Source organism: Bdellovibrio sp. HCB290 (assembly GCF_047305925.1).
Classification (GTDB): domain Bacteria; phylum Bdellovibrionota; class Bdellovibrionia; order Bdellovibrionales; family Bdellovibrionaceae; genus Bdellovibrio.
In genome coordinates, this window is sequence record NZ_CP178620.1 from 3,249,916 (window position 1) to 3,274,989 (window position 25,074).

28 protein-coding genes are annotated in these 25,074 nt (G+C 47.1%); 16 read left to right on the forward strand and 12 right to left on the reverse strand.

All coding sequences use genetic code 11. The features are described from left to right. Positions 1–3: 3 nt before the first annotated feature. Positions 4–543 carry a hypothetical protein gene (locus ACLVWU_RS15810; protein WP_413575839.1) on the reverse strand — a complete coding sequence of 180 codons (540 nt, stop codon included), beginning with the start codon at positions 541–543 and terminating at the stop codon, positions 4–6. Positions 544–671: 128 nt separating this feature from the next. On the opposite strand from ACLVWU_RS15810, the gene ACLVWU_RS15815 reads away from it, so the two are divergent. The 5 genes from ACLVWU_RS15815 (at position 672) to ACLVWU_RS15835 (ending at position 5,977) form a co-directional block, all read left to right on the forward strand. Then, complete coding sequence (locus ACLVWU_RS15815) at positions 672–1,217, forward strand: TIGR00730 family Rossman fold protein (RefSeq protein ID WP_413575841.1); 546 nt, start codon at positions 672–674, stop codon at positions 1,215–1,217. A gap of 106 nt (positions 1,218–1,323) precedes the next feature. After that, positions 1,324–1,968, forward strand: a complete 645-nt coding sequence (locus ACLVWU_RS15820) for a hypothetical protein (RefSeq protein ID WP_413575842.1) — start codon at positions 1,324–1,326, stop codon at positions 1,966–1,968. A gap of 75 nt (positions 1,969–2,043) precedes the next feature. After that, entirely contained in the window at positions 2,044–3,495 is a 1,452-nt protein-coding gene (locus ACLVWU_RS15825; RefSeq protein WP_413575843.1) for a DEAD/DEAH box helicase, read from the forward strand. After that, on the forward strand, positions 3,495–4,925 hold the full coding sequence (gene hflX, locus ACLVWU_RS15830) for a GTPase HflX (protein WP_413575844.1): 1,431 nt from the start codon (positions 3,495–3,497) through the stop codon (positions 4,923–4,925). The genes ACLVWU_RS15825 and hflX overlap by 1 nt, the downstream gene beginning before the upstream one ends. Positions 4,926–4,987: 62 nt before the next feature. Beyond that, positions 4,988–5,977 (forward strand): lipase family alpha/beta hydrolase, encoded by a 990-nt coding sequence (locus ACLVWU_RS15835; RefSeq protein ID WP_413575846.1) that lies wholly within the window; start codon positions 4,988–4,990, stop codon positions 5,975–5,977. On the opposite strand, the gene ACLVWU_RS15840 is transcribed toward ACLVWU_RS15835, so the two are convergent. Further along, positions 5,974–7,179 (reverse strand): TCR/Tet family MFS transporter, encoded by a 1,206-nt coding sequence (locus ACLVWU_RS15840; protein ID WP_413575848.1) that lies wholly within the window; start codon positions 7,177–7,179, stop codon positions 5,974–5,976. The genes ACLVWU_RS15835 and ACLVWU_RS15840 overlap by 4 nt on opposite strands. Positions 7,180–7,280: 101 nt before the next feature. Here ACLVWU_RS15840 and trhA point away from each other — a divergent pair, with 101 nt between their 5' ends. From trhA to ACLVWU_RS15855, 3 genes are all read left to right on the forward strand, one after another. Further along, positions 7,281–7,898, forward strand: coding sequence for a PAQR family membrane homeostasis protein TrhA (gene trhA / locus ACLVWU_RS15845; RefSeq protein WP_413578805.1), 618 nt, complete (start codon positions 7,281–7,283; stop codon positions 7,896–7,898). 102 nt (positions 7,899–8,000) lie between these two features. Continuing rightward, the gene (locus ACLVWU_RS15850; RefSeq protein ID WP_413575849.1) at positions 8,001–8,429 is read left to right on the forward strand and encodes a hypothetical protein; all 429 of its coding nucleotides are present in this window, start codon (positions 8,001–8,003) and stop codon (positions 8,427–8,429) included. 70 nt (positions 8,430–8,499) lie between these two features. Next, on the forward strand, positions 8,500–9,087 hold the full coding sequence (locus ACLVWU_RS15855) for an NUDIX hydrolase (protein ID WP_413575851.1): 588 nt from the start codon (positions 8,500–8,502) through the stop codon (positions 9,085–9,087). Between the two features lie 304 nt (positions 9,088–9,391). Here the strand turns inward: ACLVWU_RS15855 and ACLVWU_RS15860 are convergent, their stop codons facing one another. After that, the gene (locus ACLVWU_RS15860; protein WP_413575852.1) at positions 9,392–10,342 is read right to left on the reverse strand and encodes a hypothetical protein; all 951 of its coding nucleotides are present in this window, start codon (positions 10,340–10,342) and stop codon (positions 9,392–9,394) included. 167 nt (positions 10,343–10,509) lie between these two features. On the opposite strand from ACLVWU_RS15860, the gene ACLVWU_RS15865 reads away from it, so the two are divergent. Next, positions 10,510–11,826 (forward strand): phosphodiesterase, encoded by a 1,317-nt coding sequence (locus ACLVWU_RS15865; protein ID WP_413575853.1) that lies wholly within the window; start codon positions 10,510–10,512, stop codon positions 11,824–11,826. Here the strand turns inward: ACLVWU_RS15865 and ACLVWU_RS15870 are convergent. After that, complete coding sequence (locus ACLVWU_RS15870; protein WP_413575855.1) at positions 11,813–12,667, reverse strand: NAD(P)H-hydrate dehydratase; 855 nt, start codon at positions 12,665–12,667, stop codon at positions 11,813–11,815. The two genes, ACLVWU_RS15865 and ACLVWU_RS15870, sit on opposite strands and share 14 nt — an antisense overlap. A gap of 25 nt (positions 12,668–12,692) precedes the next feature. Between ACLVWU_RS15870 and map the strand changes: the two genes are divergently transcribed. The 3 genes from map (at position 12,693) to ACLVWU_RS15885 (ending at position 14,202) form a co-directional block, all read left to right on the forward strand. Further along, positions 12,693–13,451, forward strand: a complete 759-nt coding sequence (gene map, locus ACLVWU_RS15875; protein ID WP_413575857.1) for a type I methionyl aminopeptidase — start codon at positions 12,693–12,695, stop codon at positions 13,449–13,451. Positions 13,452–13,525: 74 nt separating this feature from the next. Next, positions 13,526–13,726 carry a hypothetical protein gene (locus ACLVWU_RS15880; RefSeq protein ID WP_413575858.1) on the forward strand — a complete coding sequence of 67 codons (201 nt, stop codon included), beginning with the start codon at positions 13,526–13,528 and terminating at the stop codon, positions 13,724–13,726. Between the two features lie 77 nt (positions 13,727–13,803). Further along, positions 13,804–14,202 (forward strand): hypothetical protein, encoded by a 399-nt coding sequence (locus ACLVWU_RS15885; protein WP_413575860.1) that lies wholly within the window; start codon positions 13,804–13,806, stop codon positions 14,200–14,202. 59 nt (positions 14,203–14,261) lie between these two features. Here the strand turns inward: ACLVWU_RS15885 and ACLVWU_RS15890 are convergent, their stop codons facing one another. Genes ACLVWU_RS15890 through ACLVWU_RS15900 form a run of 3 tightly spaced genes read right to left on the reverse strand, consistent with a single transcriptional unit; the run spans position 14,262 to position 18,015 of the window. Next, complete coding sequence (locus tag ACLVWU_RS15890) at positions 14,262–15,815, reverse strand: DHA2 family efflux MFS transporter permease subunit (protein WP_413575861.1); 1,554 nt, start codon at positions 15,813–15,815, stop codon at positions 14,262–14,264. Positions 15,816–15,852: 37 nt separating this feature from the next. Further along, positions 15,853–16,713 (reverse strand): HlyD family secretion protein, encoded by an 861-nt coding sequence (locus ACLVWU_RS15895; protein ID WP_413575863.1) that lies wholly within the window; start codon positions 16,711–16,713, stop codon positions 15,853–15,855. A 3-nt stretch (positions 16,714–16,716) separates the two neighbouring features. Further along, complete coding sequence (locus tag ACLVWU_RS15900; protein ID WP_413575865.1) at positions 16,717–18,015, reverse strand: TolC family protein; 1,299 nt, start codon at positions 18,013–18,015, stop codon at positions 16,717–16,719. A gap of 121 nt (positions 18,016–18,136) precedes the next feature. Here ACLVWU_RS15900 and ACLVWU_RS15905 point away from each other — a divergent pair, with 121 nt between their 5' ends. Then, complete coding sequence (locus ACLVWU_RS15905; RefSeq protein WP_413575867.1) at positions 18,137–18,652, forward strand: MarR family winged helix-turn-helix transcriptional regulator; 516 nt, start codon at positions 18,137–18,139, stop codon at positions 18,650–18,652. A gap of 55 nt (positions 18,653–18,707) precedes the next feature. On the opposite strand, the gene ACLVWU_RS15910 is transcribed toward ACLVWU_RS15905, so the two are convergent. Further along, on the reverse strand, positions 18,708–19,910 hold the full coding sequence (locus tag ACLVWU_RS15910; protein ID WP_413575868.1) for a hypothetical protein: 1,203 nt from the start codon (positions 19,908–19,910) through the stop codon (positions 18,708–18,710). A 155-nt stretch (positions 19,911–20,065) separates the two neighbouring features. Here ACLVWU_RS15910 and ACLVWU_RS15915 point away from each other — a divergent pair, with 155 nt between their 5' ends. After that, the gene (locus tag ACLVWU_RS15915) at positions 20,066–20,365 is read left to right on the forward strand and encodes a hypothetical protein (RefSeq protein ID WP_340597592.1); all 300 of its coding nucleotides are present in this window, start codon (positions 20,066–20,068) and stop codon (positions 20,363–20,365) included. Continuing rightward, positions 20,362–21,258, forward strand: coding sequence for an SAM-dependent methyltransferase (locus ACLVWU_RS15920; RefSeq protein WP_413575870.1), 897 nt, complete (start codon positions 20,362–20,364; stop codon positions 21,256–21,258). The genes ACLVWU_RS15915 and ACLVWU_RS15920 overlap by 4 nt, the downstream gene beginning before the upstream one ends. Positions 21,259–21,267: 9 nt before the next feature. Here the strand turns inward: ACLVWU_RS15920 and ACLVWU_RS15925 are convergent, their stop codons facing one another. After that, positions 21,268–22,017 (reverse strand): hypothetical protein, encoded by a 750-nt coding sequence (locus ACLVWU_RS15925; RefSeq protein WP_413575872.1) that lies wholly within the window; start codon positions 22,015–22,017, stop codon positions 21,268–21,270. 81 nt (positions 22,018–22,098) lie between these two features. Here ACLVWU_RS15925 and ACLVWU_RS15930 point away from each other — a divergent pair, with 81 nt between their 5' ends. Further along, entirely contained in the window at positions 22,099–22,758 is a 660-nt protein-coding gene (locus tag ACLVWU_RS15930) for a hypothetical protein (protein ID WP_413575874.1), read from the forward strand. Here the strand turns inward: ACLVWU_RS15930 and smpB are convergent. Genes smpB through tsaD form a run of 3 tightly spaced genes read right to left on the reverse strand, consistent with a single transcriptional unit; the run spans position 22,755 to position 25,074 of the window. Continuing rightward, on the reverse strand, positions 22,755–23,213 hold the full coding sequence (smpB, locus tag ACLVWU_RS15935) for an SsrA-binding protein SmpB (protein WP_413575875.1): 459 nt from the start codon (positions 23,211–23,213) through the stop codon (positions 22,755–22,757). The two genes, ACLVWU_RS15930 and smpB, sit on opposite strands and share 4 nt — an antisense overlap. A gap of 2 nt (positions 23,214–23,215) precedes the next feature. Beyond that, positions 23,216–24,040, reverse strand: coding sequence for a 16S rRNA (adenine(1518)-N(6)/adenine(1519)-N(6))-dimethyltransferase RsmA (gene rsmA, locus ACLVWU_RS15940; RefSeq protein ID WP_413575876.1), 825 nt, complete (start codon positions 24,038–24,040; stop codon positions 23,216–23,218). Further along, complete coding sequence (tsaD, locus tag ACLVWU_RS15945; protein WP_413575877.1) at positions 24,037–25,074, reverse strand: tRNA (adenosine(37)-N6)-threonylcarbamoyltransferase complex transferase subunit TsaD; 1,038 nt, start codon at positions 25,072–25,074, stop codon at positions 24,037–24,039. Before tsaD ends, rsmA begins: the two co-directional genes overlap by 4 nt.

The following is a 25,074-nucleotide window of genomic DNA, read 5'->3' on the forward strand; positions in this document are numbered from 1 at the left end:
TATCTAAGCCTCTGATGAGTTACGACGGTCACGGGCCACCTGACCTTTGCGCGAACGTGCACTGGTATACCCGGCAATTCGCTTGCCAACAGTTTTCGTTGCCGAAAGATTGCCACGCGGAATGGAGGTTCTTTTCGCATACATAGTACGCTTCTTTTTAAGTAGAAAATCCTCGCGAGGTTCGTCATTGCGATTCAGGTGCATCTTTGGCTGCTCCGTCAGACTCTTTCTGGGACGGGCGGCTCTAGCTTTGCGTTTTTCAAGACGTTCCTTATTTAGCACCCGATCAAAGCGATCCAGCGTTTTTTCCATGCTTCGCAATCTGAAATTCATCTCTCTTGCGGCTGCGCGATCGTCAGACTTTGCCCGAACCGATTTGCGGTGGCGTTTGATCAACTCGACCGTACGTGCACGGGCCTTTTTGACTCTTTCGCGCGGGACTTTCTTAAGGTCTGTGGCCTGACCTTGAGAGAACAGTTTAAACTCGGCCTTAGTTAATCTTTTTTGAGCTGCCTTCGCCGAAGCGGACATTGTCGTTGCCATACCTACTCCTTGTTTGGTCGAATTAAATAATACGAGCAAGCTTTGCAGGGACCCTATCTACAAGTGAGGGTTTTGTTGGAATGCATGCTGCAACCCCGAAGACGATCAAGAGGATCAAGAGGATCACGATGAAAATCAAAAGAATTTGCGTTTATTGCGGAGCCAACCCTGGAAACAAACCCGAGTACGGAGAAGCTGCCCGCCAGCTGGGTTATCTTTTGGCTGATCACAAAATTGAGCTGGTCTATGGCGGCGGCAAAGTGGGATTGATGGGTATCATTGCCAATGCTGTTTTGGAAAAAGGCGGACTGGTCACAGGAATTATTCCCCAAAAACTTGTCGAGCTTGAACAAGCTCACCAAGGTCTTACAGATCTTCGCATCGTCAATGATATGCACGAACGGAAAGCCACTATGGCTTCCCTGGCAGATGGCTTTATCGCTTTGCCTGGTGGCTTTGGCACCCTAGAAGAACTCTTCGAGGTCCTAACTTGGTCACAGATTGGCTATCATCAAAAGCCCATCGCCCTCGTAAACGTGCTAAGATTTTTTGACAATCTCGAACTTTTTGTCACTCATGCAACTTCTACAGGATTGCTGAAGTCGGAATATTCAAAATTTTTTCAGCTGAAAAACTCCCCGCAAGAGGCCTTAGAAGCAATACTTTCCCGCTAGGGAATAAGTGACCATTGCTCATATGGCATAAGTAGGGGTGTTCCCTAAACCATTTCAAATTTGCAATTGGTGTTGCGATGATTTGTTTAGTAATTAAATCATCGCAATGAAATTTATTTTAAAAGAAGAACCATACATTCAAAGTTATCGCGAAGACCTGGAAGAGCTTTCACAGGTCTTGAAAGCTTTTGGCTATACGGTGGCACCTTATGAGGACCCAGCTCTTTCGTCTTTTAAGAACCTCTTGCCTGAAGCTCGTCAGAACGTGGCTAGTACCCTTAATGCCTACGTGGGAGCTCTGAAGGCTGAATTGGAAACCGGTACTTACAAAATCGATCGCTTCGTGGTTCAGTTCCTATTCCGCATTGGTCAGGCGCCAAGTTCAGATCTTTCGGACCTTTTAAAAGGCGAGCAATTCATTCAAATCTACAATCGTGACAACCTTCAGATCTTCCGCAGCCTGGCTTGTTATGAGCGCTGCTCATTCACCCTTGAGCAACTAACCAGCCGCACTTGGATTGAGCTTTGGGATCGCGATATCATGTTTAATATGACCTTTTCAAAAATGGCTCAAAACATGCGCTCAGTGATGAAGTTTTGCGCATTGAAATTTGATTTCCCCAGCCACGTCGTGACCGAGATCGATTCTTCAATGAGATACTCATTCCGTTATAAGCTGAAAACCGTGTGCGGATTGACTCGCCAGAATCAAATCCAAGCGGCCCTGCTTATTGAGGAATGGAAGTTCTAAAAATCACTGTAATTTTGGGAAGATAAGCCTTTTGGGGTTGCGGTTTGGACGCAGACACTGTAGCTATCTGTCCCTATGACTTCTGTAAAATTCTCTGATCTTCCCCTTGTCGAACCTATCCAACGTGCCGTAGCTGAATCCGGATACTCAATTCCGACCCCTATTCAACAACAGGCAATCCCCTATCTGCTGGAAGGCCGTGACCTTCTGGGCTGTGCTCAAACCGGTACAGGTAAAACTGCAGCCTTCGCTTTGCCAATCCTGAATCACCTGGCCCAACAATGGAATCGCACATTGCCGAAACAGGCTCGCGTACTGGTTTTGGCGCCAACTCGTGAATTGGCCATTCAAATCCACGAAAGCTTTCAAACTTACGGCAAGCACCTGCGCATTCGCACCGCTGTGATTTTTGGTGGCGTCGGCCAACAGCCTCAGGTGAAAGCCCTGGCTCAAGGAGTGGACGTTCTGATTGCAACTCCAGGTCGCCTGTTGGATTTGATTCAACAAAAACATCTGCAACTGGGTAAGCTGGAAATCTTCGTTCTGGATGAAGCAGACCGTATGCTGGACATGGGCTTCTTGCCTGACATTCGCAAGGTTCTGAACTACCTTCCGAAGGAACGTCAAAATCTGTTCTTCTCGGCTACCATGCCCAAAGAAATTCAAAAACTGGCGGACTCTTTGCTGGTGAATCCGGCAAAAGTGGAAGTGGCTCCGGTTTCTTCAACTGCTGAGATGATCGAACAGTCTGTGATGTTCGTTGATAAAAGCAAAAAACGCGATTTACTGCGCCATCTGTTGAACGATAAATCTTTTGATAAAGTCATCGTATTTACCAGAACAAAACATGGTGCGAACCGTGTCGCCGAAGGTCTCGCAAAAAATCACATCCCTGCTGAAGCCATTCACGGCAACAAATCTCAGAATGCTCGTCAAAGAGCTTTAGAGAATTTGCGTGAAGGTAAAATTCGCGTCTTGGTTGCAACTGACATCGCGGCCCGTGGTATCGACATCGATGAAATCAGCCACGTTATCAACTTTGAACTTCCGAATGAATCAGAAAGCTATGTGCACAGAATTGGCCGTACAGCTCGCGCTGGCAGCCAGGGCATTGCTATTGCCTTCTGCGACGCTGAAGAAAAAGCCTTTTTGCGCGATATCGAACGCCTGATCGGCAAATCGATTCCTGTCGTTACTGATCAACCTTACCATTCAGAAGAAGTGGCTGGCAGCCGCATCCTTTCTAAAGGCAAAGCGAAAGCGATGATCGAAGCAATGGAAAATGTAAAACCAAACAGCGCGGGCTTTAAAAAAGGGCGCCGTTTGAATCCTCGCAAGAAACCGCCTACATTTGAAGTTAAAGGTGGCGGCACCGGAGCTGACTCTCCAAAACCTCATACTGCCAAGCCCCATTCACCAAAGCCTCACGGTGGCAGCCCTACACAGGGTCCTAAAAAAAACGGTGGTAACAAACGCCGCTTTGGCGGATTCAGAGGTAACAGCAATAAGGCCGGAGGCCATAAATAATGAGTCTTCACGAAACTCAAGAAATCGTTCCTAAGGCCGTTCTTGTCGGCCTCCAAATTGGCAGAACTTCTGATTCAGAAGTTCAAAGCTCTTTGGTCGAGCTTTCGCGCTTGGTTTCAACGCTGGGCTTTGAGGTTATTGGTAAACTGCACCAACGCCGTACTTCTACAAAAAGTGCGACAGTTCTGGGCGATGGCAAATTGGTAGAGCTGGCGAAATGGACTGGCGGTACTGGTAAAATTGCGCCAAATTTCATTAAGAAAAAACACAAAGCTGCTTTGAAATTTAAAAATGAAGACGAGGAAGACGACATCTTTGACTTCCCCGAGGAAACTTTCGAAGAAAGTGAACCCGAAGACTTTGTTGAAGAGGAAAACCCTCAAGATCAAGCCCAGTGGGTGGTCTTTGACTGTGATCTTTCACCGCTTCAGTTGCGTAATATCGAAAGTGCTACAGGCGCCAAGGTTTTGGATCGCACGGGCGTGATTATTGAAATCTTCAGTCGCCATGCTCGCACGCGTGCTGCCCGGTTGCAGGTGGAAATTGCTCGGCTGACTTACGTTGCGCCTCGCATGCGCGGCGTCTCCGGTGGGGACGACGACCGCATGGGTGGTGGCGGTAAAGGTGTCGGGGAATCCGCGATCGAGTTGGATCGTCGTAAGATTCGTGACCGTATCAAAGAACTGAAACAGGAACTTTCCTCTATCGGACAGGAACATCTGACCCGTAGGTCACGACGCGAGCAAGAGGCCTGTGTGGCCCTGGTTGGTTACACCAATGCCGGAAAGTCCTCCCTGATGCGCGCAATGACTGGCAGCGAAGTTTATGTTGCCGATAAATTGTTTGCGACTTTGGATACAACAGTTCGCGCTGTCTATCCCGAGACTCGTCCAAAAATTCTTCTGTCAGACACAGTCGGATTTATTAAAAAACTTCCGCATGATCTGGTGGCATCGTTCAAATCCACACTTGATGAAGCCTTGAATGCTTCCTTGTTGTTGTTTGTTGTCGACGCCGCAGATCCGTCTTTTAGATCTCAACTTGAGGTCACTCGCACGACTTTGGCAGAAGTCGGCGCTGCTGAAATTCCAAGCTTACTTATTCTTAATAAGCGCGACTGCTTAAGCGATGAGCAAACTTCTGCTTTGGCTGCCGAATTTCCTGACGCGATATTTTTGTCTACCCGCAATCCTCAGGACGTTGAAGACCTTCGTTTGCGTCTGGTTAAGTTTTTTGAAAACTCCATGCGCGAGGAAGAGGTCTTTATTCCGTATAAAGTTCAAGGGGTTATTGGAGACATCCGTGCGCGCTTGAAGGTCCTGGGCGAGTCCTATGACGAAAAAGGTGTACGACTAAAGGTCCGTGCGAATGAAGAGGACTTTGATAAGATCGCCAAAAAGATTCGTGACGCTCTTGCTGACATCGATTAACAGCGTTTCATTATTAAAGTTTAACTCGCTCTAATCCATTCAAAAACCTTAAAGTAGCATCGATGAAAACGAGTTTATCGGTGCCACTTTCAGTATTGGTTTCTACTCTGAGTTTGTTTCAGGGATCTCCTGCACTTGCCCAAGGGGTCGTGCGCTATAATGCCAAAGACGAGCGAAAACTTTTAGGGCCCCGCTATCAAGGTCGCCTTGTGCCGATGGCGCGAATGAATCAGCTGGCTGAAGAGGCCGGCGATCCACTAATTTTCATTCACGGACGATCTGGTTCCGTAAAAAACTTCACGCAATTGCTTTTAAATACTCCGCGACTTTCTGATTACAAACTTTTTTATTTTGCCTACGATGATTTGCATCGCTCCCTGAAGCGTTCAGCACAGGATCTGGCATTAAGTATCATGAAACTGCGCACGCCACGGGTGACCCTGATTGCTCACAGCATGGGTGGACTGATCGCACGCGAAACCTTGAATTACCTGGCTAAAAATGGCTTCGGCGAAAATGTTCCAGCGATTCGCGTGATCAGCATCGATTCGCCTTGGCAGGGCGGCACTTCTGCAGGCTGCACACACAAAGGCACCAGCGTCGACCGAATGGTTGAATACTTTCTGCCGGCGGCACTGACGGATATGCGCTCGTGTTCTGAATTCTTTCAGAATCTTTACTCTGTCAACTGGCCGGATAAATTTAGTATCGAACTGTACTTCGCGCAGCATGGGGCTCAGGCCTTGGATCACAGCGAAGCACCTTTGAATCGACTTCCCGAAAAAATCGCAAACCTGTTCACGCTGAGCACACCGATGACAGGCACACTGTACGAGATGAATTTCTGGAATGCGATGTCTTCGTCCTCGCAATACCCAGCCTTCGTGAACGAGCTTTCAGCAATTCACGAACATTCCAAAATCACCACTTGGGATGTAAAAAAACTTTTGGAAAAACATTTCCCACGTTTTCCAGGGGATCATTCTTCAGTCATGATGCCTCATCCGCAGGAGGACTTGGATTTGCCCAAGTACCTGCAGACAATTCTTTAGTGATGACGGGGGTAAAGAATAAACAAGCCCCAAGCACCTAAACTAATCACAGCCGCAAGAATATAGGCACTTCCCGCAAACTGGGTCGGCGCATTTCCCGCTGTGAAGCGTGCAAAAACATCCGTATAGATCAGGGGGCCGATGATGGATGTAATACTGGCAATAGAAATCAGGGTTCCTTGCAACTCTCCTTGCTCTTGAGGCGGTGTATCCTTAGAGATCAGCGACATCGAAGCAGGTCCCGTTAAACCGTTCAGACACGTGATCGCCATAACTGCGTATAACATCCAACCTTGCGTTACCGTTGCATATCCAAGATAAGCCAAAATACCGAATACCAAACCAACGTTCAGAGCCTTTACTTCTCCCCATCGGGGAACAATTATTCTTGTCATATACCCTTGAACAACAGCAATGGAGATACCAATAAAAGAAAGAGATAACCCCACTTCAAAAGTTGACCAACCGAATTTGTGCTGCGTAAACAACGTCCAAATACTTGGATGCGACTGACCAGCCAAATATACCAACAGATAAATCCAGATCAACAATCTCATACCCGGCTTAAACAACAACTTAAACAACGACTGGAATGGATTTAAACGACGCAACTCGATCTTGCGCCGATGGGACTCATCCAAAGACTCTGGTAAGATGAAATAGCCAAACGCAAAGTTCAGAAGATTGAAGACAGCCGCAGCTATAAATGGAGCCTGATGTCCATAGTTCCCTAACAAGCCACCCAAAGCCGGTCCCACGATAAATCCCAAACCAAAGGCCGCACCGATCATACCGAAATTAGCCGAACGATTTGAGTCGTCAGAAATATCCGCCATGTAGGAGCTCGCCACAGTCATGCTGGCTCCAGTCAGGCCCGAAACAATACGTCCCGCGAAAAGAATTCCCAACGTCGGCGCAAAGGCCATCAACAGATAATCAAGTCCCGCTCCCAATAAGGAAACCAACAGGACTGGTCTGCGACCAAAACGATCTGACAACGAACCCAGTACAGGTGACGCCACAAACTGCATCAATGCGTAAACAGAAATGAAATAACCAAAGTAATGATTCACGAATGACGGATCATGACCAAAGCGTTTAATTACTTCCGGGAAAACTGGAATTAATACTCCAATTCCCAGCGCATCCAGAAAGATTGTAGCAAAAATAAAACGGACACTGGCTGTTGAAGTTTTCTTCATATATCTCACCTGCAGGTTGAGTAATTATTCTTTTATCATCTTGTTTTCGCAAGTGGGTTTTGCAAATCGAATATGCTAAACTGATCCCATCGGAGGTTCTTATTTATCAGGGCGAGCGCTTCAACAGTATCAGCCACTTGGTGGGCGCCGTTTTGGCAGTCGCGGGAGCTTCTGTCCTTGTCACTTTAGCCAGTGTTCAAGGTGACCTGATAAAAATCGTCAGCACCAGTGTCTATGGTGGAATGCTGGTCTTGCTCTACACCATCTCGACTCTTTATCACAGCATCCAAGGTCGCGCGAAAAAGATTCTGCAAAAGCTGGATCACATGGCGATCTATCTTTTAATTGCAGGCACCTATACTCCCTTCACGCTGATCACTTTGCATGGGCCGTGGGGATGGTGGTTATTTGGGATCAACTGGACTCTCGCTGTCATCGGAATTATTTTTGAACTGACACTGTCCCACCGCACGCGCATTCCATCCATGGTGATCTATGTCGTGATGGGTTGGTTGATTGTGTTCGCGATGAAACCACTGACAGAAAATCTGGATCCACGCGGACTGATGTTACTGACCACTGGTGGCATTTTGTATACTGGTGGAATTGCGTTTTTTCTGTTCGATGAAAAAGTGAAACACTTCCATGGTATTTGGCATCTGTTTGTCATGGCAGGCAGCATCAGTCAGTACTTCTGCATTCTCTACTACCTCGTTTAGTATCTTTTTGACTCCAACTTCGTTGGCACACGATTTGTAATAGTTTCCTTTCGCAGCGTCGAGATGTATCGACGCAAAAAAACACGAAGGGGAACCACCACCATGAAAGCACTATTAGGATTCATCGCTGTTACAATGATCACTGTCACTTCTTTCGCTGGCCACTTTGACGATATGTTTAGACCAGGTCGCGGAGACCGGGATCACGGCCGTGGTGGCTGGGGTCGTCCAAATGTCACTTGCAGTGCTACTGATAAAGGCTGGGAAGAACATTGGGGTGGTCACTCTGACTGTGGCTCTTGTTTGAAAAAACATGGCACTTGTATTGAAACCTGCAGCGCAAACTACTACGTGGTAAAAGTCGAAGGCGTTGATTACCGCGGTTATAAAATGACAATGGAATCCCGAGGCGAATCCCGCTATGAAGCGGAACGCGAAGCTCTTCGCTCCTGCAACCGCCGCTATGACAACTGCAAAGTTGTTTCCTCCAACTCTCAAAGCGAAACTGTCTCCCGCCGTTCCTGCCGCTAGACGAAGTCAGGTCCAGTCGCCAAATACAAATCCTTGTGCTATCCTAAATGGGTGCACAAGGATTTCTTGCTTGATTAAAGAACTCATTCAACTTTTTGAAAATCAGAATCCGCTGGATCTATCCCAGTCACTGGATCGTTATGCCTGCGTCGCTGTGATTTTGCGCGGGCCGCAGGATGATTTGCAAATTGGCTTCATTCAAAGAGCCATCAGACCGGATGATCGCTGGTCGGGACAGATTGCTTTCCCTGGAGGAAAAAAAGAAGAGTGGGATAAATCAGCCTTGCACACCGCCATTCGCGAAACCCAGGAGGAAGTGGGTATCATTTTGACTCAAGAAGAAGTTCTGGGACAGTTGGATGATATTCAGGCGCGAAAAGCCGGCACCATGCTGGATTTCTTTATTCGTCCGTATGTGTTTTATATCGATCGGGATTTCGAGATCCACTTGGACCCCAACGAAGTGGCGGATTTCTTCTGGATGCCGTTAAAACACCTGACAAGTCCCGCACATGCAACCACCTATGGCTTCAATAAGGAACAAATCAACCTGGAACTTCCGGCAATCACCCTGAATCGCGATGTCCCACTGTGGGGATTGTCTTATATGATCACGCAGAATCTACTGAAGCATCTGAATCCTCGCATCTCATTCTGAGAATGTTCGGAAAATTTCAAAATTCTTTAATTTCGCCCTCAACTCTCCAAAGGTCCAGCCGATAGGTATGATATCAGCCCACTACGAGTGGGAGCGAAAGGAGCCTTGAATGGCATCAACGCATGTAGTACTTCACGAATTCATTCTTTCTACGGAGATTCGTGAATTGGTAACTTACCGGGAGACAGGACCACCGTAACTACCATCCCCCTAGCCTAGTAATAGAGGGATCTTATAAATAAAAAAAACCAGAACGATCTCTACGTTCTGGTTTTTTGTTTTTTAAAATTGATCAAATCAGGTTCTAAAGAATAGAGAATGTCGTCGCAAAATTCACAGTCGTTGAATCTGCCGTCAAAGTTGTCGGATAGAAATTTAAAAACGGTGCAAAGAAAATATCACGGCGAATCGCATAGCCAAGACCCAGGCGGGAACTCAAAGTACGATTCCATAAAACTGCAGCATCTTCAGTGCCGCGAGGATTATTGAAGCCAATCGCCACGGAAGAGTACATACTGAGTTTATCGCTGAAGTTGTATTTCACCTGCGGAAAGAAACCCAAAGAATAACGACCCGTCTTCATTTCGTTTTTACTCTTTACATCAGGTCCGCGATCAAAGAAATAGTAGTCAAAAGAGGCATCAACACCTGCTGCAAATCCAGAAGTTCCAAAGTTATAAATCACAGACGTGTCATAACCAAAAGCGGCGTACTCTCCGATATCACGGAAAGTTTGATTGGTAACGTAAGTGCCTTTAACGCCATTGCGCATTTGGTAGTCGCCAATGCGGGAACTGCGATCAACGCCCAAATAGGGATTTCTAACATCATAACGTTTTACACCTTGAAACGGTGTGAGGGCATTAACACCAGTACCGACTGATAATGCAGATTTTGAGTCAAAGCGATAACGAGCGCTAAGAGAACCACCCAAGGCAGTTTCGCAGGCACAAATACTGCCATCTGGATTTGGTTGATTCGGATTAGACAAGTCACCCACTGGAGGGCCGGAATAGCTTAAGCTGGCTTTCAGGGAGTAACGGGAAAGGGACCCCGATTCCGCTTTCATACGCGCATCGGTGATGTCTTTGTCTTCTTCAAATTTTTTATTGATCACACTCTCTTGTTTAAGAACCGAGCTTTGAGCTGGAGAAGCGGCGTCTGTGGACGATGCCGGAAAAACTATTTTGGAAGTTTGTGCAAAGGCATTGATCGACAAACCCAATAGTGCTGAAAGCAAAACAACTTTCTTCATGAATTCCCCCGTGATGGGGATGCTTTTACAGGGGGAAATCCCAAAAAGATAGTTGGGTTTCTGTTAAGAGATAATAGCTTGGAAAAAGTACCTGCTTTTTAGCGTCCCCCATTGCCCGAATCGCGGCAGTTCTGTGAACCTAATAAAACCAAACAAAAGAGGCATTCATGAAAACCTCACGAAGAGGTTTCCTACAATTATCGGCCAGCTCGATTATAGGCTATTCTGCGCTCAATTCTCCCCTATTTTCAGAAATTGCCGAAGCGGCAACAGGGTTTACGGGTCAAATTCCTATCTGTCAGCACATGACAAATTCTCACTCTACACAACTGACGGTGTTGACTAATGGATACAACCCTTACGCATACAAAGTATATGACACCCAGGGTCGGCCGCAGGCAATTCAGATCTGGGACCATGAAATCCGCAAATGCTATCACCAGGGAATTGATAAGCTTTATGTTTCAGGGTTGGAACCAGACAACTCCTATTACCTGCAAGTGATAGATAAAGACCGCGGCACCGTATTGGATGAAAGAAAGTTTAAAAGCCTCAAGCTTTCTTCCCGCCCGAACGTGCGATTTGCGTTGGTCAGTTGCGCGAGTGACTTCTTCGTCACCCACGCAAGAGTCATGTGGGACAATCTTTTCGCGCAAAAGCCGGATATGATTTTTTTGATCGGCGATGCTGTCTATTGCGACTTCCGCTCCCCAACAACCGAAGACAACATCTGGCGACGATACTGTGAAACCCGCTCCCGCCTGCGCCATTTTAGGCAGCCTTCTTTGATTCCCACCTTGGCTGTTTGGGATGATCACGATTATGGCCGAAACAATATGTGCAAAACCTTCAAATACAAAGTCAGCTCCAAAAGAACCTTCGATCTGTTTTTTGGAAGTCGCAACACCGATGGTTTCAAACGCACCATGGGTGTGGGATCACAGCTCACGGCATTTGGTCACAAATTCTTCTTTCTGGATGACCGATACTATCGAGATGAAGGCCAAAGCGGCGGCATGATGTGGGGAAGCGAGCAGCAAGATCAATTCCTGGAAAAAGTCAGCGAAAGCTCAAAGCCCACCTGGATATTTAATGGCAGTCAGTTTTTTACCAGCTATCACAAACAGGAATCCTTCGCCAAAGACTATGGAAAAAACTTTGCAGACCTTCTGACAAAGCTTCGCAAGTGCGATGCGCCCATTGCCTTTGGATCTGGAGATGTGCATTTCAGTGAAGTTTGCAGTGTCGATCCGAAGTATCTTGGTTATCGCACCTACGAGTACACTTCCAGCGCCATTCACTCGATCAACTTTCCGATGCAATTGGTTTACAAGAATCCCCGTCGCGAGGAATTCGCCTGGCACCACAACTTTCTGATTATCGACAGCACCGCCGGTAAGAACTCTATTCAGGTAAATGCCCGTTCGATCAATGCCCGCAACAAGGTCGAATTCAGTCATCAAGCGGTGATCAAACGGACTTGATTTTTCTAAGCTGAAACAAAACTTTGGGCAAAATTTCAATCACATCCGTCGCCGTCATCGACAATGGATCATTTCCCCTATTTACCCAAATATTTGCCGTTGCTCCGTGGACGTAGGTGGCTAGCAATGCCGCCTCAGGGGCTTTCATATTTTGCGCACGCAAAGAAACCATAATTCCTGCCAGCACATCGCCCGTTCCAGATTTAGCCAATGCAGAATTTCCAGTGCCGACGGTGGCTATTTCATTTTCCGTCGCAATCAAAGTACGATTCCCTTTCAGCAAAACCACACAACCCATTTTTTTTTGCGCCTGAACAACCGCAGCGATGCGGTCCCGATTGATCTCGTCACTGCTGATTCCCAATAAACGGGACAGTTCACCCGTGTGAGGTGTTACAATCCAGGTCGCAGGTAAGGGATATATTTTGCTTCGGGCCACAACCGTCAGGGCATCCGCATCCAGAATCACATGGGACTCTTTCGCGGCAATCAATTCTCGAATAATCTTGGCCGTGAAATCATTCACCCCAAAACCAGGTCCCAGTAAAATCGCGTTGTGCCCGATTTCACTCCATTTGATTTGCGCGAGGTCGCGATAAATAAAATCCGGATGTTCCCACGAAATGGCTTCGATATTTTTTTGCGCCAGGATCACATAGCCGCTGCCCATTCTTAATGCTGCTTTGCACGCCAAAACTCCAGCACCTGGATAGTCCCGGCTCCCCGCCATAATCAGGCTTTTGCCCCGGCTGCTTTTATTATCCGCGGTGGACACAGCTGGTAAAAGATTCGCGGCGCCCTGTTTTCGCAAAATTCTGACAGAACTAGTGGAGGTTTTCATCGGATTTAGTGTATAACTGCCAACCATGATCGTAAAGACGGAAGCAGACTTAGAAGGACTTAAAAAAATTGGCAAGATTGTTGCCAATTGCCTGCAATACATGTCCAAGCAAATGGAACCGGGGATGACCACCAAAGAGCTGGACAATTTAGGTGGCAAATATCTGGAGCTTCATGGGGCCCGATCTGGTCCGATGTTGGTTTATAATTTCCCTGGGTACAATTGTATTAGTCTTAATCACGAGGCCGCACATGGCGTGCCGTCCAACAAAAAAATCAATGCCGGTGATCTGATCAATATCGATGTCTCGGCAGAACTTGGCGGCTATTTTGCCGATAACGGCAGTTCCTTCGTAGTCCCACCGGGCCGTCCACAGGATGTGCGTTTATTGAAAGCGACAAAGTTGGCTTTGGAAAACGCCATCGCTGGAGTGAAAGCCGGAATCAAGCTGAATGAAATCGGCCGTCGCGTGGAACAAATCGCCGACGAGTATGGTTACTCCATTATTGAAAACCTCGGCAGTCACGGTGTCGGTAAATCCCTGCATGAATCACCAAAATTTATTCCCAGCTACTATGATGGCAATGACGATCGCCGCTTAAAAGAAGGCCATGTCATCACGATCGAACCTTTTCTATCCACGGGTGCTCACTTTGTCGATGAAGTTGAAGGTGATAAGTGGACTCTGGTCACTGCGCCTGAACATCGCACAGCTCAATTCGAACATACGATGGTCGTGCTGAAAGATCGCGCCCTGATTTTAACCATCCCGGACTCTGTTTAATCACAAGCTACTCCCCAAATTCTTGCTGGTATTGGCTTTCGGCCTATAGCCTGAAAAAGACCGAGGGGGTCTTTATGAAAAGTGGAATTCTGTTTGCAGTGCTGATCTTCTTTCATATCGCTTGGATCGGAACTTTGACCATGGCTGATGCCGCCAGCGAAAGTCGCATTCACCTCCCTCAGGAAGTCTTGATTTCTTCGGTGCTTTTAATCGTGTGGGTGGCTTATCAGGCGGTTTCTTGGGCCCACAGCGGCATTCTGGAAAAAAACAAATAGCACAGTGCCTTATTGCTATAAACTTCGAATAAAAGGTGGAAGCCTAGTGGCATCTTAATTAGCCATGGGAGGCTTTCGTGAAACTATTTATCGCTCTTCTAGCAACTGTTGTGGCATTTTCTGCTCAAGCTGCTGATCAAAAACTGGGTAACGTGATTTTGGTCGAAAGAGAAATTCCAAATCCTTATGAACTTTGCGTAAAAAATGTCATCGATAAAACAGACAAAAAACAATCTTCGTTTTACTGCGTGATCAAATACACAAAGGCATCCATTGAAACTCCGGTGGGCAGAACTTCCCCAATCACTTACGTAAAAGAAAACTGCAAAGTTCGCTCTGAAACTGGCAATGGCAACATGATGCTGGCTTTTGGAACAGAAAAAGAAGCGGTTGATTTCGAAACAGCACGTGCTTGCCTGCTTGAAGGGTTGACTGCTCACGGTCGTTTGACTGTGAAAGTAATGACTATCGAGTAGTCGAATTTTTCAGAATTGAAATAAAAAAGGGAAGCATCTGCTTCCCTTTTTTTATTGCATCAGTGAGCATCAACGACTTTCACGGTACGGTTTTTAAACTTCAACAGATACAGAGGTATAAATGCCAACAACACTACCAACATCACCACAAACATGATTTCCTGGAAGGTCAGCATAAAAACCTGCCCCTGCACTCGCCCGTATAAAGAACGGATCGCCAGTTCCGCCTGGGTCGCCATTCCCATAGAGTGACTCATGTGGACGCCGGATTTCGCAGCATTATAAGCCGTCCAGGTATTGTGATCCAATAAACTCACATGCGGAGCCATATCCGCATAATGTTGTTTGCTGGCGCTGGTCATCATCGTTCCGATAAATGCAATCCCCATACTGCCACCGATCTGACGGAACAGATTCAAAATACCAGAGACTTCTCCCATCGCAATTCCGTTAAACTGCGACAGAATCGACGAGTTGATCGGAACAAACAAGAACGCCATCGCAAGTCCACGCACATAAAGCCCGGCAAGCACATCGCCCTTGGATGAAAGTGGCGACAGTCTGGTGAACATATAAATACAAGTCATGACGCCCAGGAATCCAAAGGCAATCAGGTATTTTGGATTCACGCCTTTACCCAGCATGCGTCCCACAAACGGCATCATCATCGCCGTCAGAATGGAACCCGGAATAAACAGCATCCCCGTTTGGGTCGCATCAAAGTGGAAAGTCTGCCCTACAAATACCGGCAGGATGAATACCAAACCATACAGGAAGAAACCCAGAATCGCCTGCAGGGCCGCCCCATTTGCGACAATTCCATTCAAAAACAATCGCACATTCATGATCGGAGCTTTCACTCTGGTTTCCCACCATACAAACAATGGCAAGGATACCGCCGTCATGATTCCGCAGAACACGATCAACTTCGAATCAAACCAGTCGTTGGATTCGCCTCTTTCCAGCATGTATTGCAAGCTGCCGATACCAACAACCAAAAGCACCAATCCCCAAATATCGAATGGTTTTTTACCTTCGGAAGCCCCAGTTGCGAACGGCGGATTTTCAATTGCCATCAAACCAATAGCAATCGCAATCAAACCCAATGGCAAATTCACATTAAAGATCGAGCGCCATCCAAAGGTATCGGTCAACCAACCGCCCAGTGTCGGGCCTAGTGTTGGTCCAATCATCACGGACATACCAAAGATCGCCCCTGCGGTCCCGGCTTTCTCTTTGGGAAATTGCTCGTAGATCAGGGTTTGGGACGTCGGTAACAATGCGCCACCGGCTAAGCCCTGAAGAATCCGGAAAAAAATAAGTGCGTATAGGTTCGGAGCAAAGCCACAGGCGACAGAGGTAATGGTAAAAAGCCCGATACAGCTTAAGAAATACTTTCGACGCCCAACCCGATTCCCCAGCCAGGCCGATACCGGCAATATTATCGCGTTCGCGATCGCATAGCCGGTAATAACCATACTGATGTCTTCAAGTGTTGCGCCCAGATTTCCCATCATCGTGGGCAACGCCACGTTCACGATGGAGCTGTCGATAATCTCCAGCAGCGAGGCCATCACAGCAACCAGGATGACCAACCTAGATTTTGTAGTCATAAAAAACCTCTCGGAACCTGCAAGGTTCCATTCGGTATTAACGAACCTTTACAGATACGTTCGCAGACAATCCTGCTTGAAGCTTTTCGATTTCTTTTTCAGTCAAATTTAACAATTTGATTTTAACTGGCACACGCTGAACAACTTTGGTGAAATTCCCAGTGGCATTGTCTGGCGGTAGCAATGAAAAAATAGCTCCCGTACTAGGGCTCAGACTTTCAATTTCTCCGTGGAACTCTTGTCCTGGTAAAGCATCCACTTCAACTTTGACGGGCTTACCCTGTTCAATGTGCGTGATTTCAGTTTCTTTGAAGTTCGCAATCACCCAACGGGAACTGCTTTCCACAAATCCAAACAAGGGCTGCCCGGATGGGATCACCATTCCAGGTTCCACAGATTTACGTGCGATGCGACCATCCTTAGGAGCTTTGATCTCTGTGTAGCTGGCATTCAACTGCGCCGTTGATACTTGCGCCTGAATTGCCTGAACTTTTTTACTCAACTCGCGGTAAACCGCTTCGGCATTGTCGTACTGGGCGCGCGAGATCACATTTTGACGAAACAAATCACCCATGCGTTTGTAGTTTGCTTCCGCATCGTGAAGTTTGGCTTTCACTCCCTCAAGATCCGCCTCTGCTGATTTCACATTGTTTTTATAATCCTGACTGTCAATGCGGGCCAAGACCTGACCTTCTTTGACCGGTTCATTTTCCTGAACCAGAACTTCGACTACAATTCCAGGAACCTTCGATGACAACATCAGGGTGTGCGCCTGAATCTGCGCATTGTCTGTGGAAACATGGGACCATTCGTAATATCCGAAAATAGCCGCTGCGACAGTCAAAACTGCACCGGCACCGATCATGACCTGTTTCTTTTTATTTTTAAGGTTCGTCATAAATTATAGTTCCTTCCCAAGGGCCAATTCTAAATTCACAAAGGCTTCAGATGCATTCACCTGAGCATTCACCAGACCAGCGCGCGCTCTGAACAAATCCAATTCCGCATCCAAAACTTCAGAACTCGTGCGAGTCCCCGCTTTGAAGGATTGAGTTGCCAGACGAACGCTTTCCTGCGCTTTTTCAACGTCCACAGTTTTTGCCTTATACAGCGCCGCCGAATACATGTAGCGACGTTTCCAGAAATCGAAATCAAAACTGGTTTTTAATTTTGCCTGACGAGTGGTCTCTTGCGCCTGCACCTGACGGGCATCGGCCTGGGCAGATTGCGCTGACGAGGCGAAACCATCGAACACATTCCAGGTCATATTCACTCCAAAAGAATAGGCGTTGTTGAAGTCCTGATCCGTCAAACCTTTGCTGATGTTGTTATAGTAGTCCGCTTGACCAAAAAGAGAGAATTTTGGAATCCAGTGTTTATAAGCAGCCAGCCAGGCCTTGTGTGCCGCAAGCTCGCGATCCGCAATCGCCTGATAATCCAGTCGTTCAATTTTTTCAGGCTTTTGCAGGTTTGCGACTTTTTGCGCATCGGGAACCGGCAATTCTCCGGAAAGATTCTGACCTGTATCTTCCACTCCCAAACCCACCAAAAGGTTTTGTCGCGAAAGAACCGTGTTGTCCTGGGCATTTAAAGTTTCAGACTGAGCCTCGCCCAATTGCACTTCGACACGAAGTACGTCGAAGCTGGTTCCTGCTCCGCTCTTCAAAAAAGCTTTCGCACGAGACAAGTGATCCTCCAACGTTTTCACATTTTGGTAAGACACTTTCTCCAGCTCGATCGCGGCCAGTGCTTTATAGAATTTCATTTTGGTTTCCTGGGACACTTGAAACTTTGCCCAGTCAGCTTCTTTTTCCGCGGCAGAAGCGCCATAGCTCATGGACTTATACTTATCCCAGTTTGCCAAACCATCAAATACCAGCCACTCGGCTCGCGCCGTCCAGATAGTGTAGGGTTGAATCATTTCAATGGTTGTGGGAGGGCCACCCAAGGTCACTCTTTGCAGCATGAATTTTTCATCCAAAAGATGGCTGCCCCCAAGGGTCACACGCGGCATGAATACGGAATAGGCCTCCACCTTTTTCCAGCCGGCCTCATCTTTTGCTGCTTCCGCCTTTTTCACTTGTGGCGAACTGCCATTGGCGATGTTCAGGGAGTCAGTTAAGGTCAGTGTTTCTGCGTGAACTACAGTAGAAGCCAGAAGCATTGTCGAGAGGGTGATTGCGAGTTTTATATTTTTCATTCTTCACCAAATTTCTTGATTTTTCTTAGGCACCTAATTAATATAGTTAGGTAACTAACAAATGTCAATAGGCACCTTAGGTTCCTCATTGAACATGAATTTTCCTTGAATGGAGGCCGCGATGGCAAAACTTTTTATACAAACACTTCCAACTCAAGAGGAACTACAACAAAACGCTGCAGAACTGTGCCCTAATGTTGATCCATCTGCACTTTACACCCACCTTTTGTTCCGTAAAATCTCCACGGATTTAGAATCCAAATTTGATAATTTTTTTGCGAAATGGAATCTCTCTCCTGGACGATACACTCTTTTAATTATGCTGCGCAAAGCTCCTCAAGGACTTATGCCATCTGAAATTGCACAGAAGGTCGGAGTTACTCAGGCTACGATTTCGGGTTTAATCAACAGTCTTGAAAAAGCGGAGCTGGTTAAGCGTACGACTCATGAAAAGGATGGTCGTTCTTTTGTTATTCAACTGACTGAAAAAGGATTGGCACTTCTTGAGGAAGTCTCCCCTATTTGGTTTTCAAACATTGGAAACTTCTTTGGTCAATTCAATGACGATGATCGCAAGCAACTGAATGATCTTCTGGCTCGCATGTCCCAGAACGTACATCTTCTAAATATGAAATAAAAAAAGCCCGGCAAAACCGGGCTTTTTTATTTTTGATTTATTCTAAGTCAGCGTCTTAGTATTCACCCTTCAAAGTACAACTCATCACTTCATTCAAATTAGAACCCGTTGAATTCTGCAACGGACCAAAGTGGTTATAAGACTTGCCAGCTGCAAAGTGCGGGCTCACACAACGATCCGTTGGCAATTTCAAAGAGCCATTGGACTGCACATTCGATGGATGCGAGCTTGCGGACTTGGAAGTATTCACCTGCACCGCAAACATACCAGTGATTTTTGCAACTCCACAGAAAGCATTGAATGTCTGCATCGCACTACCCAGTACGCGAATCATTTCAGCCTTTGTAGCGGACTTGCTGATCTGATTGTTTGGATAAAGTTTATTCCACTCGCGGATACACGCCTGTACGTTACCACTCGCTGTCGGAGTGAACTGAAACAGACCGATGTTCAACTTGGAAGCTTCATCCTGATATGGATCTTCATAAAACAGAACCCCTGCCGGACGGCGGTATCCTGACGGCGCATTTTTGCTGGCAACATTAGCTGAAGTGTTGGTGTCAGCTGAAGTCAAAGACTCAGTATACGACATACACATCATCAGTTTCGACCAAAGTTTTGTGGCCTTCACGGCACTTTCGCGATCCCCATTCATCGCACCTCTGCGGTACTCATTCATCTTGTTCGCGAAAGTATTTAGCTTCGTGATCACAGCAGCGGAAGGAACTTTGCCGCTAGCCAAAGTTTTGGTTAAGGAAGAAGAACTCACCGTACATAAAGGATGAGAGATCAAACTTGTTTCCAGGTAAGAGTTCTCGTTGGTGCTCATACCATAGGAGGAGCCAACATAACCCAAACCGGCTTTGGATGGATACATTTTAAGTTCCACCGCATAGGCGATGCGATCTGCGAAGCGATAACGGGAATCCAGATTCACATCAACATTGTCTGACTTATAAGACAGCGTTTGATCGCGCTCGGGGATAAGTTCCCGGTAAGAAGTATAGAAACTATCCACCAACTTACCCACTGGACCAGCCACTTCTGTGAAAATATCGAAATCTGCCGGTAAAACTGAACCCGACGTTGCGGGAGGTTCCGGCGTGGTCGGGGTCGAAGGGGCCGGCGTCGATGGCGTCGAGGTCGAGCCGTCGTTTCCGGAGTCCACCGGCTTTTTCGCCATGGCGTTCGCCGTATTGTTTAATAGAAGAGTTACCAAAGCTGCCATCAAGATTTTAGTCGTATTTGTGTGTGTCATGCCTCCTAGATCGGAGTTAGGTCCTAAGACTTAAGGCTCCCCAGACGAGACTGGACCTGAACTGGACCTCTACTAGACGTAAGTCAGAATAATTGACTCAAGATCGCCCGCCAAAATCCGATAATTATAAGTAACCAAAAAAAGGGAGTATCAGAATGAGTCAATACGATGTACCCGGTCTTTATAACTTCTTAGCTCACACACCAGAAGCGGGGCTCCGAAAAATGTTCGTGGATGGCAAAGCCTTCACTGAAACTCATTTCAATTTGATGATGAAAATTGTTCGCGCTGGCGACGAAGCCAAATTTGTAGAGCATTTCGAGAAGCAAGACTTCCCTAAAATCAAAATGGGGCCTGCTGACGTGAAAATTAAAGAGAAATTCTGGAATGAAGCGATTGCCGTATGGGACAGTCGTGGACTTCTGGCTCCAGCTGTGGCAACTAAGGCGGCATGATCGCTTACCTTGCCCCGGAAAAATTTCTGCCTGAACTGCAGGCCGAGCTTAAAGATATCACTGCAGTTTACGGCAACCTGGTTCTAACCAATGGGCCCATTCAGACCTCTGTGTGGGCCCAAAATATTTGGACCAACGTTGAAATCGTGCCTTTTGAATCTATATCCCAAGCCGTTAAAGCCTTAAAAAGCCGCGGCCTTCTTTGGGCCTTGTATTCCTTCGACAATCACCGCCGTGCCCAGCTGATTCAGGATCAACTTCCTAAACTGCGCCCCCGGGTGATGAACTTTCTAAGCGAGCTTCCCACAGATCCACTGGGTGCTTGGACCCTGATCGACAAGAACACTTTACTGATTTCCAGCGAAACCAATTCTTTGTTCCCGTTAGGGGCTGTCTCCTTTAACGAAGACAAGACCACTCCGCCCTCCCGCGCTTATTTGAAACTGTGGGAGCTATTCACCGTTTACGGAGTGCGACCTAAAAAAGGTCAGCGCGTTGTCGACTTTGGGAGCTGTCCTGGGGGTTGGACCTGGGTGCTTCAACAAATGGGTTGTGATGTGATCAGTATTGATCGCGCCCCATTGGATGAGAAAATCGCGCGTTTGCCGCGCATTCAATTTATGAAAACCAACGCCTTCAATGTGAAGCCCGCCGATATTGGCGCCATTGACTGGTTCTTTTCAGATATTATCTGCTACCCTGCCAAGCTTTTGGAGCTGGTTCAGGAATGGCAGAAGTCCGGCTTGTGCGAGAACTTCGTATGCACCATCAAATTTCAAGGCGGCACTGACTTTGACTCTTTAAAGAAGTTTCAGGCCCTGGAAAATGCACAAGTGGTTCACTTGCATCACAACAAACACGAAGTGACGGTTTGGATCCGCAAAAACTCCTAGACCGAAAAACTATTCAGTTCCCAATGGCGTTACTGGCTTTTCCTTAATGTATTGGAATTCCTGATCGGTGTTCTTTTCCAGATTTCTTTTTTGCTCGGCCGCTTTCTTTTTCAAATCTTCCTGTGTGCGCTTTTGATCCTGAAAGCGCTGGGTGTACTGGCGATGCAGCTGATTGAACTCATCGTTCTTCGCACGCATATAGTCGTCAAAGTCTTTGCGCTTGGTCTTAGTCTCGTCCTCGAAAGCGTCGCGCTTTTCTTTTTGGACCGAATAAAACTCTTTACGCTCATCTTCCATTTTCGAGTAAAACTCCGTGCGCTCTGCAGGCGTCAGACCTTTTTTCTTAACGAAAGACTCGCGACGCTCCCTTTGGTTTTTGGTAAACTCATTGCGTTCGTCGGTTTGTTTTTTGGTGAAGGCTTCGCGCTGCTTCGTCATGTCTTTACTGAAGTCGTTACGCTTTTTATTTACGATAGAACTAAAACGATTGCGTACGTCCGAGGGATTCTTGCTTAGATCCGACATCATCTGATCCATGAATGCTTTTTCGTCATTCTCGGATTTCTTTTCTGCCGGGATGTTTTCACGAAGCTTGTCCATGGCTTCGCGGTCTGCTTTAAGCGAGTACTTGTCGTCCACGACCGAAGGCACTTTGTTTTGGGCAAGAGCTGGACTCAGCGACAGCAACAGAGCCATCTGCAAGACCAAAGTCCCCAGAAAACCGGACAGCCCATTCAAACCTGCGCATGATATTCTCATATACGTCCCCTTCAGTGCGTTTTGTCTTTTTTTGAGAATAATTGGACTCGAAAGAAAACTCAACCCACCGATAAGGTGACTATGCTATACGGAAGAAGAGTTATTGAACCTCAACGAGTGCCCCACGGGAACGGTCGCAAAAGGTTCATCCTAAATAAAGCGTTTCAGTACAAGTATTCCTGGTACATGATCACGGCCTTCGCAGGCGGCGCTTTGTTATTCTTTATTCCAGCCTATTACTTTATCAGCCAAAACTACGAGCTATTTAAAACCCTGGCTTACGATACTCAACCTAGACTGGTCGAGCATTTGGAACGCGAGATGGTCTGGTTGCGCGTATTTTTGGGGGCAAGTTTGGTTGCCATCGCTGGGGTGACTTTATTCCTGAGCATCCGTATGACCAAGAATCTGCTATCCCCAATGATTAAAATGGAACAGCACATGCATCAATTGATGCTGGGCCAGTGGTTTATCGAGGACTACGTTATTCCTGAAGAAGACGACTTCCGCGATCTTTCCATGACTTATGATTATTTCTATCGCGCCTTGAAGGCGAACACTGAAACTGAATTGAAATTGCTGGAAAAGCTTTCCATCGACCCACAAAACCGTGAAGCCTATGCCGCCTGGAAACATCTCTTGGCAGAAAAGCGCGCACGTTTGGGCATCAAAGAAGAATTCATCTCAAACGACAACGTAGCCGAGCTGCGCACCGCTGAACACAGAAGACGCGTTAGCTAGCGCTCGCGGCGCATGGTTTGGCGAAGATGACTGTCGACGTCGCGTTTTTTTATGGACTCGCGCTTGTCGTGGGTCTTTTTACCCTTCACCAATGCGATCTCAACTTTTGCGCGACCATTTTTGAAATAGATCTTCAAAGGAACGCAGGAATAACCTTTTTCCGCCAGGGCAGCTGCGATTTCATCGAGCTCCTTGCGATTCATCAAAAGTTTTCTTAAACGTTCAGGAACGTGATTGTTGTAGCTGGAGGCTTTGTATTCCGAGATATGGGCATTCTGCAGGAAAGCTTCGTTGCCGCGGAACGTGACGTAGGAATCCTTTAACTGCACATCTTTATTGCGCAGGGATTTCACTTCGCTTCCCATCAGCATAAGACCCGCCTCGAACGTTTCCACGATCGTGTAATCAAAGCGCGCCTTTTTATTTTCCTGAACGATCAGAATATTTCCGCTCATGCCTACTCAAATCCAAACTTGTGATAAAGCGTTACGAACTGCGCAGGACTTAACTCCTCGGCCCGGGCTGTTTCTGGGAAACCCAGTTCTTTCAGCCACTCTATCAGTTGTTCTTGAGTTACATTTCTTTGTCCCAAAATACCAGCCAAATTTTTCTTCAAAAGTTTGCGGCGTTGGGCAAAGGCCATTTTAACGAACGTCAGGAAGGATTTGTGGTTTTTCACCGCACTTGTAATGCGTGTGAACCCCAAAACGCGGCTGGCTACTTTCGGTGGAGGTGCAAAATCACCCGGGCCAGCCTCTGAAACGATGTGAATATTCCAGAAAGTTTGCGCAATCACACTTAACAGCCCATAGTGCTCGTCCCGGGCCGGTGCTTTGATTCTTTGTGCGACTTCCTTTTGGAACATCAACACCATGTGCGCGACTCCGTGATTTTCCATTGAACGATCAATCACGATGCTGGAAGAAATCTGATATGGGAGATTGCTGACGAACACCAGTTTCTTATCGCTAAAAAACTGTGACCAATCCATGCGTAAAGCATCTTCCTCATGAACGGTCAGACCTTTACTGCGCCAGTAAGCTGCGATCTCGCGATCCAGCTCTATCACTTGCAGGGGGACATTCATTTCCAGCAGAAAATCCGTCAAAGCGCCGGGACCAGGTCCCACTTCCACCATTTGCTCTGGTTGAAAAGCTTTGACCTGTTCGATGATGCGGTTGATGACCACGTCATTGACCAGGAAATTTTGTCCCAGGGCTTTTTTAGCCTCAATGCCCAGTTGTTCCTGAGCTTTTTTTAAACGTTCGCGGGCATAACTCATTTGAAATCCGATTCAAGAGCGTGTGGAGAAGGGCCTAAATCAATTTGCGAAGATTCACCGCGAGCCATGCGCAAAGCGCCGGCATAACCGATCATCGCAGCGTTATCAGTGCAATAACGAAGAGGCGGGATCACCAGACGCAGACCTTTTTTTGCAGCCCACTCTTCAGCACGAGCACGCAGACGAGAGTTCGCACTCACACCGCCCGTTAAGATCACACGCTTCGCTTTGAAGACTTTTGCGGCACGGTCCAATTTGGCAATAAGCACATCAACAATCGCTTCCTGAAAAGAAGCGCACAGATCCGGCATTTGTGCCTTCACTTGTTCAGGTCCTAATTGCTGAATCATTCTTTGGCCTGAAGATTTCAAACCCGAGAAACTCATATCGAAAGTGTCGTCGTGAATCATACTGCGCGGAAACTCAAATGCCTGGGGGTTCCCCTGCTTAGCCATTTGATCGACCTTTACTCCACCAGGGAATCCAAGGCCTGCCATTTTCGCAAACTTATCAAAGCATTCGCCAGCTGCATCGTCTTTCGTTGCACCCAATACGCGGTATTCACCCAAAGCCGTTATGTGATAAAGACTGGTGTGGCCACCACTGATTGCCAACCCCACATACGGATAATCGAAATCTTCCGGCGGAGCGTACTGAGCGTCTCTAAGGAATGGCGCAAGTAAATGACCTTCCAGATGATTCACTCCCAAAAAAGGAATGTGTTTGGCTTGTGAAAGTGATTTTGCGGTGACCAGTCCCACGATCAATGCGCCAACCAACCCCGGGCGAGCGGTCACGGCAATCCCGTGAATATCGGACCAGTTCATGTTGGCTTTTTTAAAGGCTTCCTCGATCAAAGGAATCAGGGCGATGGAATGATTACGAGCTGCGATTTCCGGCACCACTCCGCCGTAAGCTTCGTGTTCCAAATCCTGAGAAGCGGACACCACGGAATGCACCCAGCCGCTACGATCGACGATCGCAACTGAGGTGTCATCACAACTGGTTTCTATCGCTAATACTCTTTCAATCAC

Excerpts from the sequence above, each read along its gene's own strand:
- ACLVWU_RS15810 (WP_413575839.1), bottom strand. The coding sequence starts at position 543 with ATGGCAACGACAATGTCCGCTTCGGCGAAGGCAGCTCAAAAAAGATTA.
- ACLVWU_RS15815 (WP_413575841.1), top strand. The coding sequence starts at position 672 with ATGAAAATCAAAAGAATTTGCGTTTATTGCGGAGCCAACCCTGGAAAC.
- ACLVWU_RS15820 (WP_413575842.1), top strand. The coding sequence starts at position 1,324 with ATGAAATTTATTTTAAAAGAAGAACCATACATTCAAAGTTATCGCGAA.
- ACLVWU_RS15825 (WP_413575843.1), top strand. The coding sequence starts at position 2,044 with ATGACTTCTGTAAAATTCTCTGATCTTCCCCTTGTCGAACCTATCCAA.
- hflX (WP_413575844.1), top strand. The coding sequence starts at position 3,495 with ATGAGTCTTCACGAAACTCAAGAAATCGTTCCTAAGGCCGTTCTTGTC.
- ACLVWU_RS15835 (WP_413575846.1), top strand. The coding sequence starts at position 4,988 with ATGAAAACGAGTTTATCGGTGCCACTTTCAGTATTGGTTTCTACTCTG.
- ACLVWU_RS15840 (WP_413575848.1), bottom strand. The coding sequence starts at position 7,179 with ATGAAGAAAACTTCAACAGCCAGTGTCCGTTTTATTTTTGCTACAATC.
- ACLVWU_RS15850 (WP_413575849.1), top strand. The coding sequence starts at position 8,001 with ATGAAAGCACTATTAGGATTCATCGCTGTTACAATGATCACTGTCACT.
- ACLVWU_RS15860 (WP_413575852.1), bottom strand. The coding sequence starts at position 10,342 with ATGAAGAAAGTTGTTTTGCTTTCAGCACTATTGGGTTTGTCGATCAAT.
- ACLVWU_RS15865 (WP_413575853.1), top strand. The coding sequence starts at position 10,510 with ATGAAAACCTCACGAAGAGGTTTCCTACAATTATCGGCCAGCTCGATT.
- ACLVWU_RS15870 (WP_413575855.1), bottom strand. The coding sequence starts at position 12,667 with ATGAAAACCTCCACTAGTTCTGTCAGAATTTTGCGAAAACAGGGCGCC.
- map (WP_413575857.1), top strand. The coding sequence starts at position 12,693 with ATGATCGTAAAGACGGAAGCAGACTTAGAAGGACTTAAAAAAATTGGC.
- ACLVWU_RS15880 (WP_413575858.1), top strand. The coding sequence starts at position 13,526 with ATGAAAAGTGGAATTCTGTTTGCAGTGCTGATCTTCTTTCATATCGCT.
- ACLVWU_RS15890 (WP_413575861.1), bottom strand. The coding sequence starts at position 15,815 with ATGACTACAAAATCTAGGTTGGTCATCCTGGTTGCTGTGATGGCCTCG.
- ACLVWU_RS15895 (WP_413575863.1), bottom strand. The coding sequence starts at position 16,713 with ATGACGAACCTTAAAAATAAAAAGAAACAGGTCATGATCGGTGCCGGT.
- ACLVWU_RS15900 (WP_413575865.1), bottom strand. The coding sequence starts at position 18,015 with ATGAAAAATATAAAACTCGCAATCACCCTCTCGACAATGCTTCTGGCT.
- ACLVWU_RS15905 (WP_413575867.1), top strand. The coding sequence starts at position 18,137 with ATGGCAAAACTTTTTATACAAACACTTCCAACTCAAGAGGAACTACAA.
- ACLVWU_RS15910 (WP_413575868.1), bottom strand. The coding sequence starts at position 19,910 with ATGACACACACAAATACGACTAAAATCTTGATGGCAGCTTTGGTAACT.
- ACLVWU_RS15915 (WP_340597592.1), top strand. The coding sequence starts at position 20,066 with ATGAGTCAATACGATGTACCCGGTCTTTATAACTTCTTAGCTCACACA.
- ACLVWU_RS15920 (WP_413575870.1), top strand. The coding sequence starts at position 20,362 with ATGATCGCTTACCTTGCCCCGGAAAAATTTCTGCCTGAACTGCAGGCC.
- ACLVWU_RS15925 (WP_413575872.1), bottom strand. The coding sequence starts at position 22,017 with ATGAGAATATCATGCGCAGGTTTGAATGGGCTGTCCGGTTTTCTGGGG.
- ACLVWU_RS15930 (WP_413575874.1), top strand. The coding sequence starts at position 22,099 with ATGCTATACGGAAGAAGAGTTATTGAACCTCAACGAGTGCCCCACGGG.
- smpB (WP_413575875.1), bottom strand. The coding sequence starts at position 23,213 with ATGAGCGGAAATATTCTGATCGTTCAGGAAAATAAAAAGGCGCGCTTT.
- rsmA (WP_413575876.1), bottom strand. The coding sequence starts at position 24,040 with ATGAGTTATGCCCGCGAACGTTTAAAAAAAGCTCAGGAACAACTGGGC.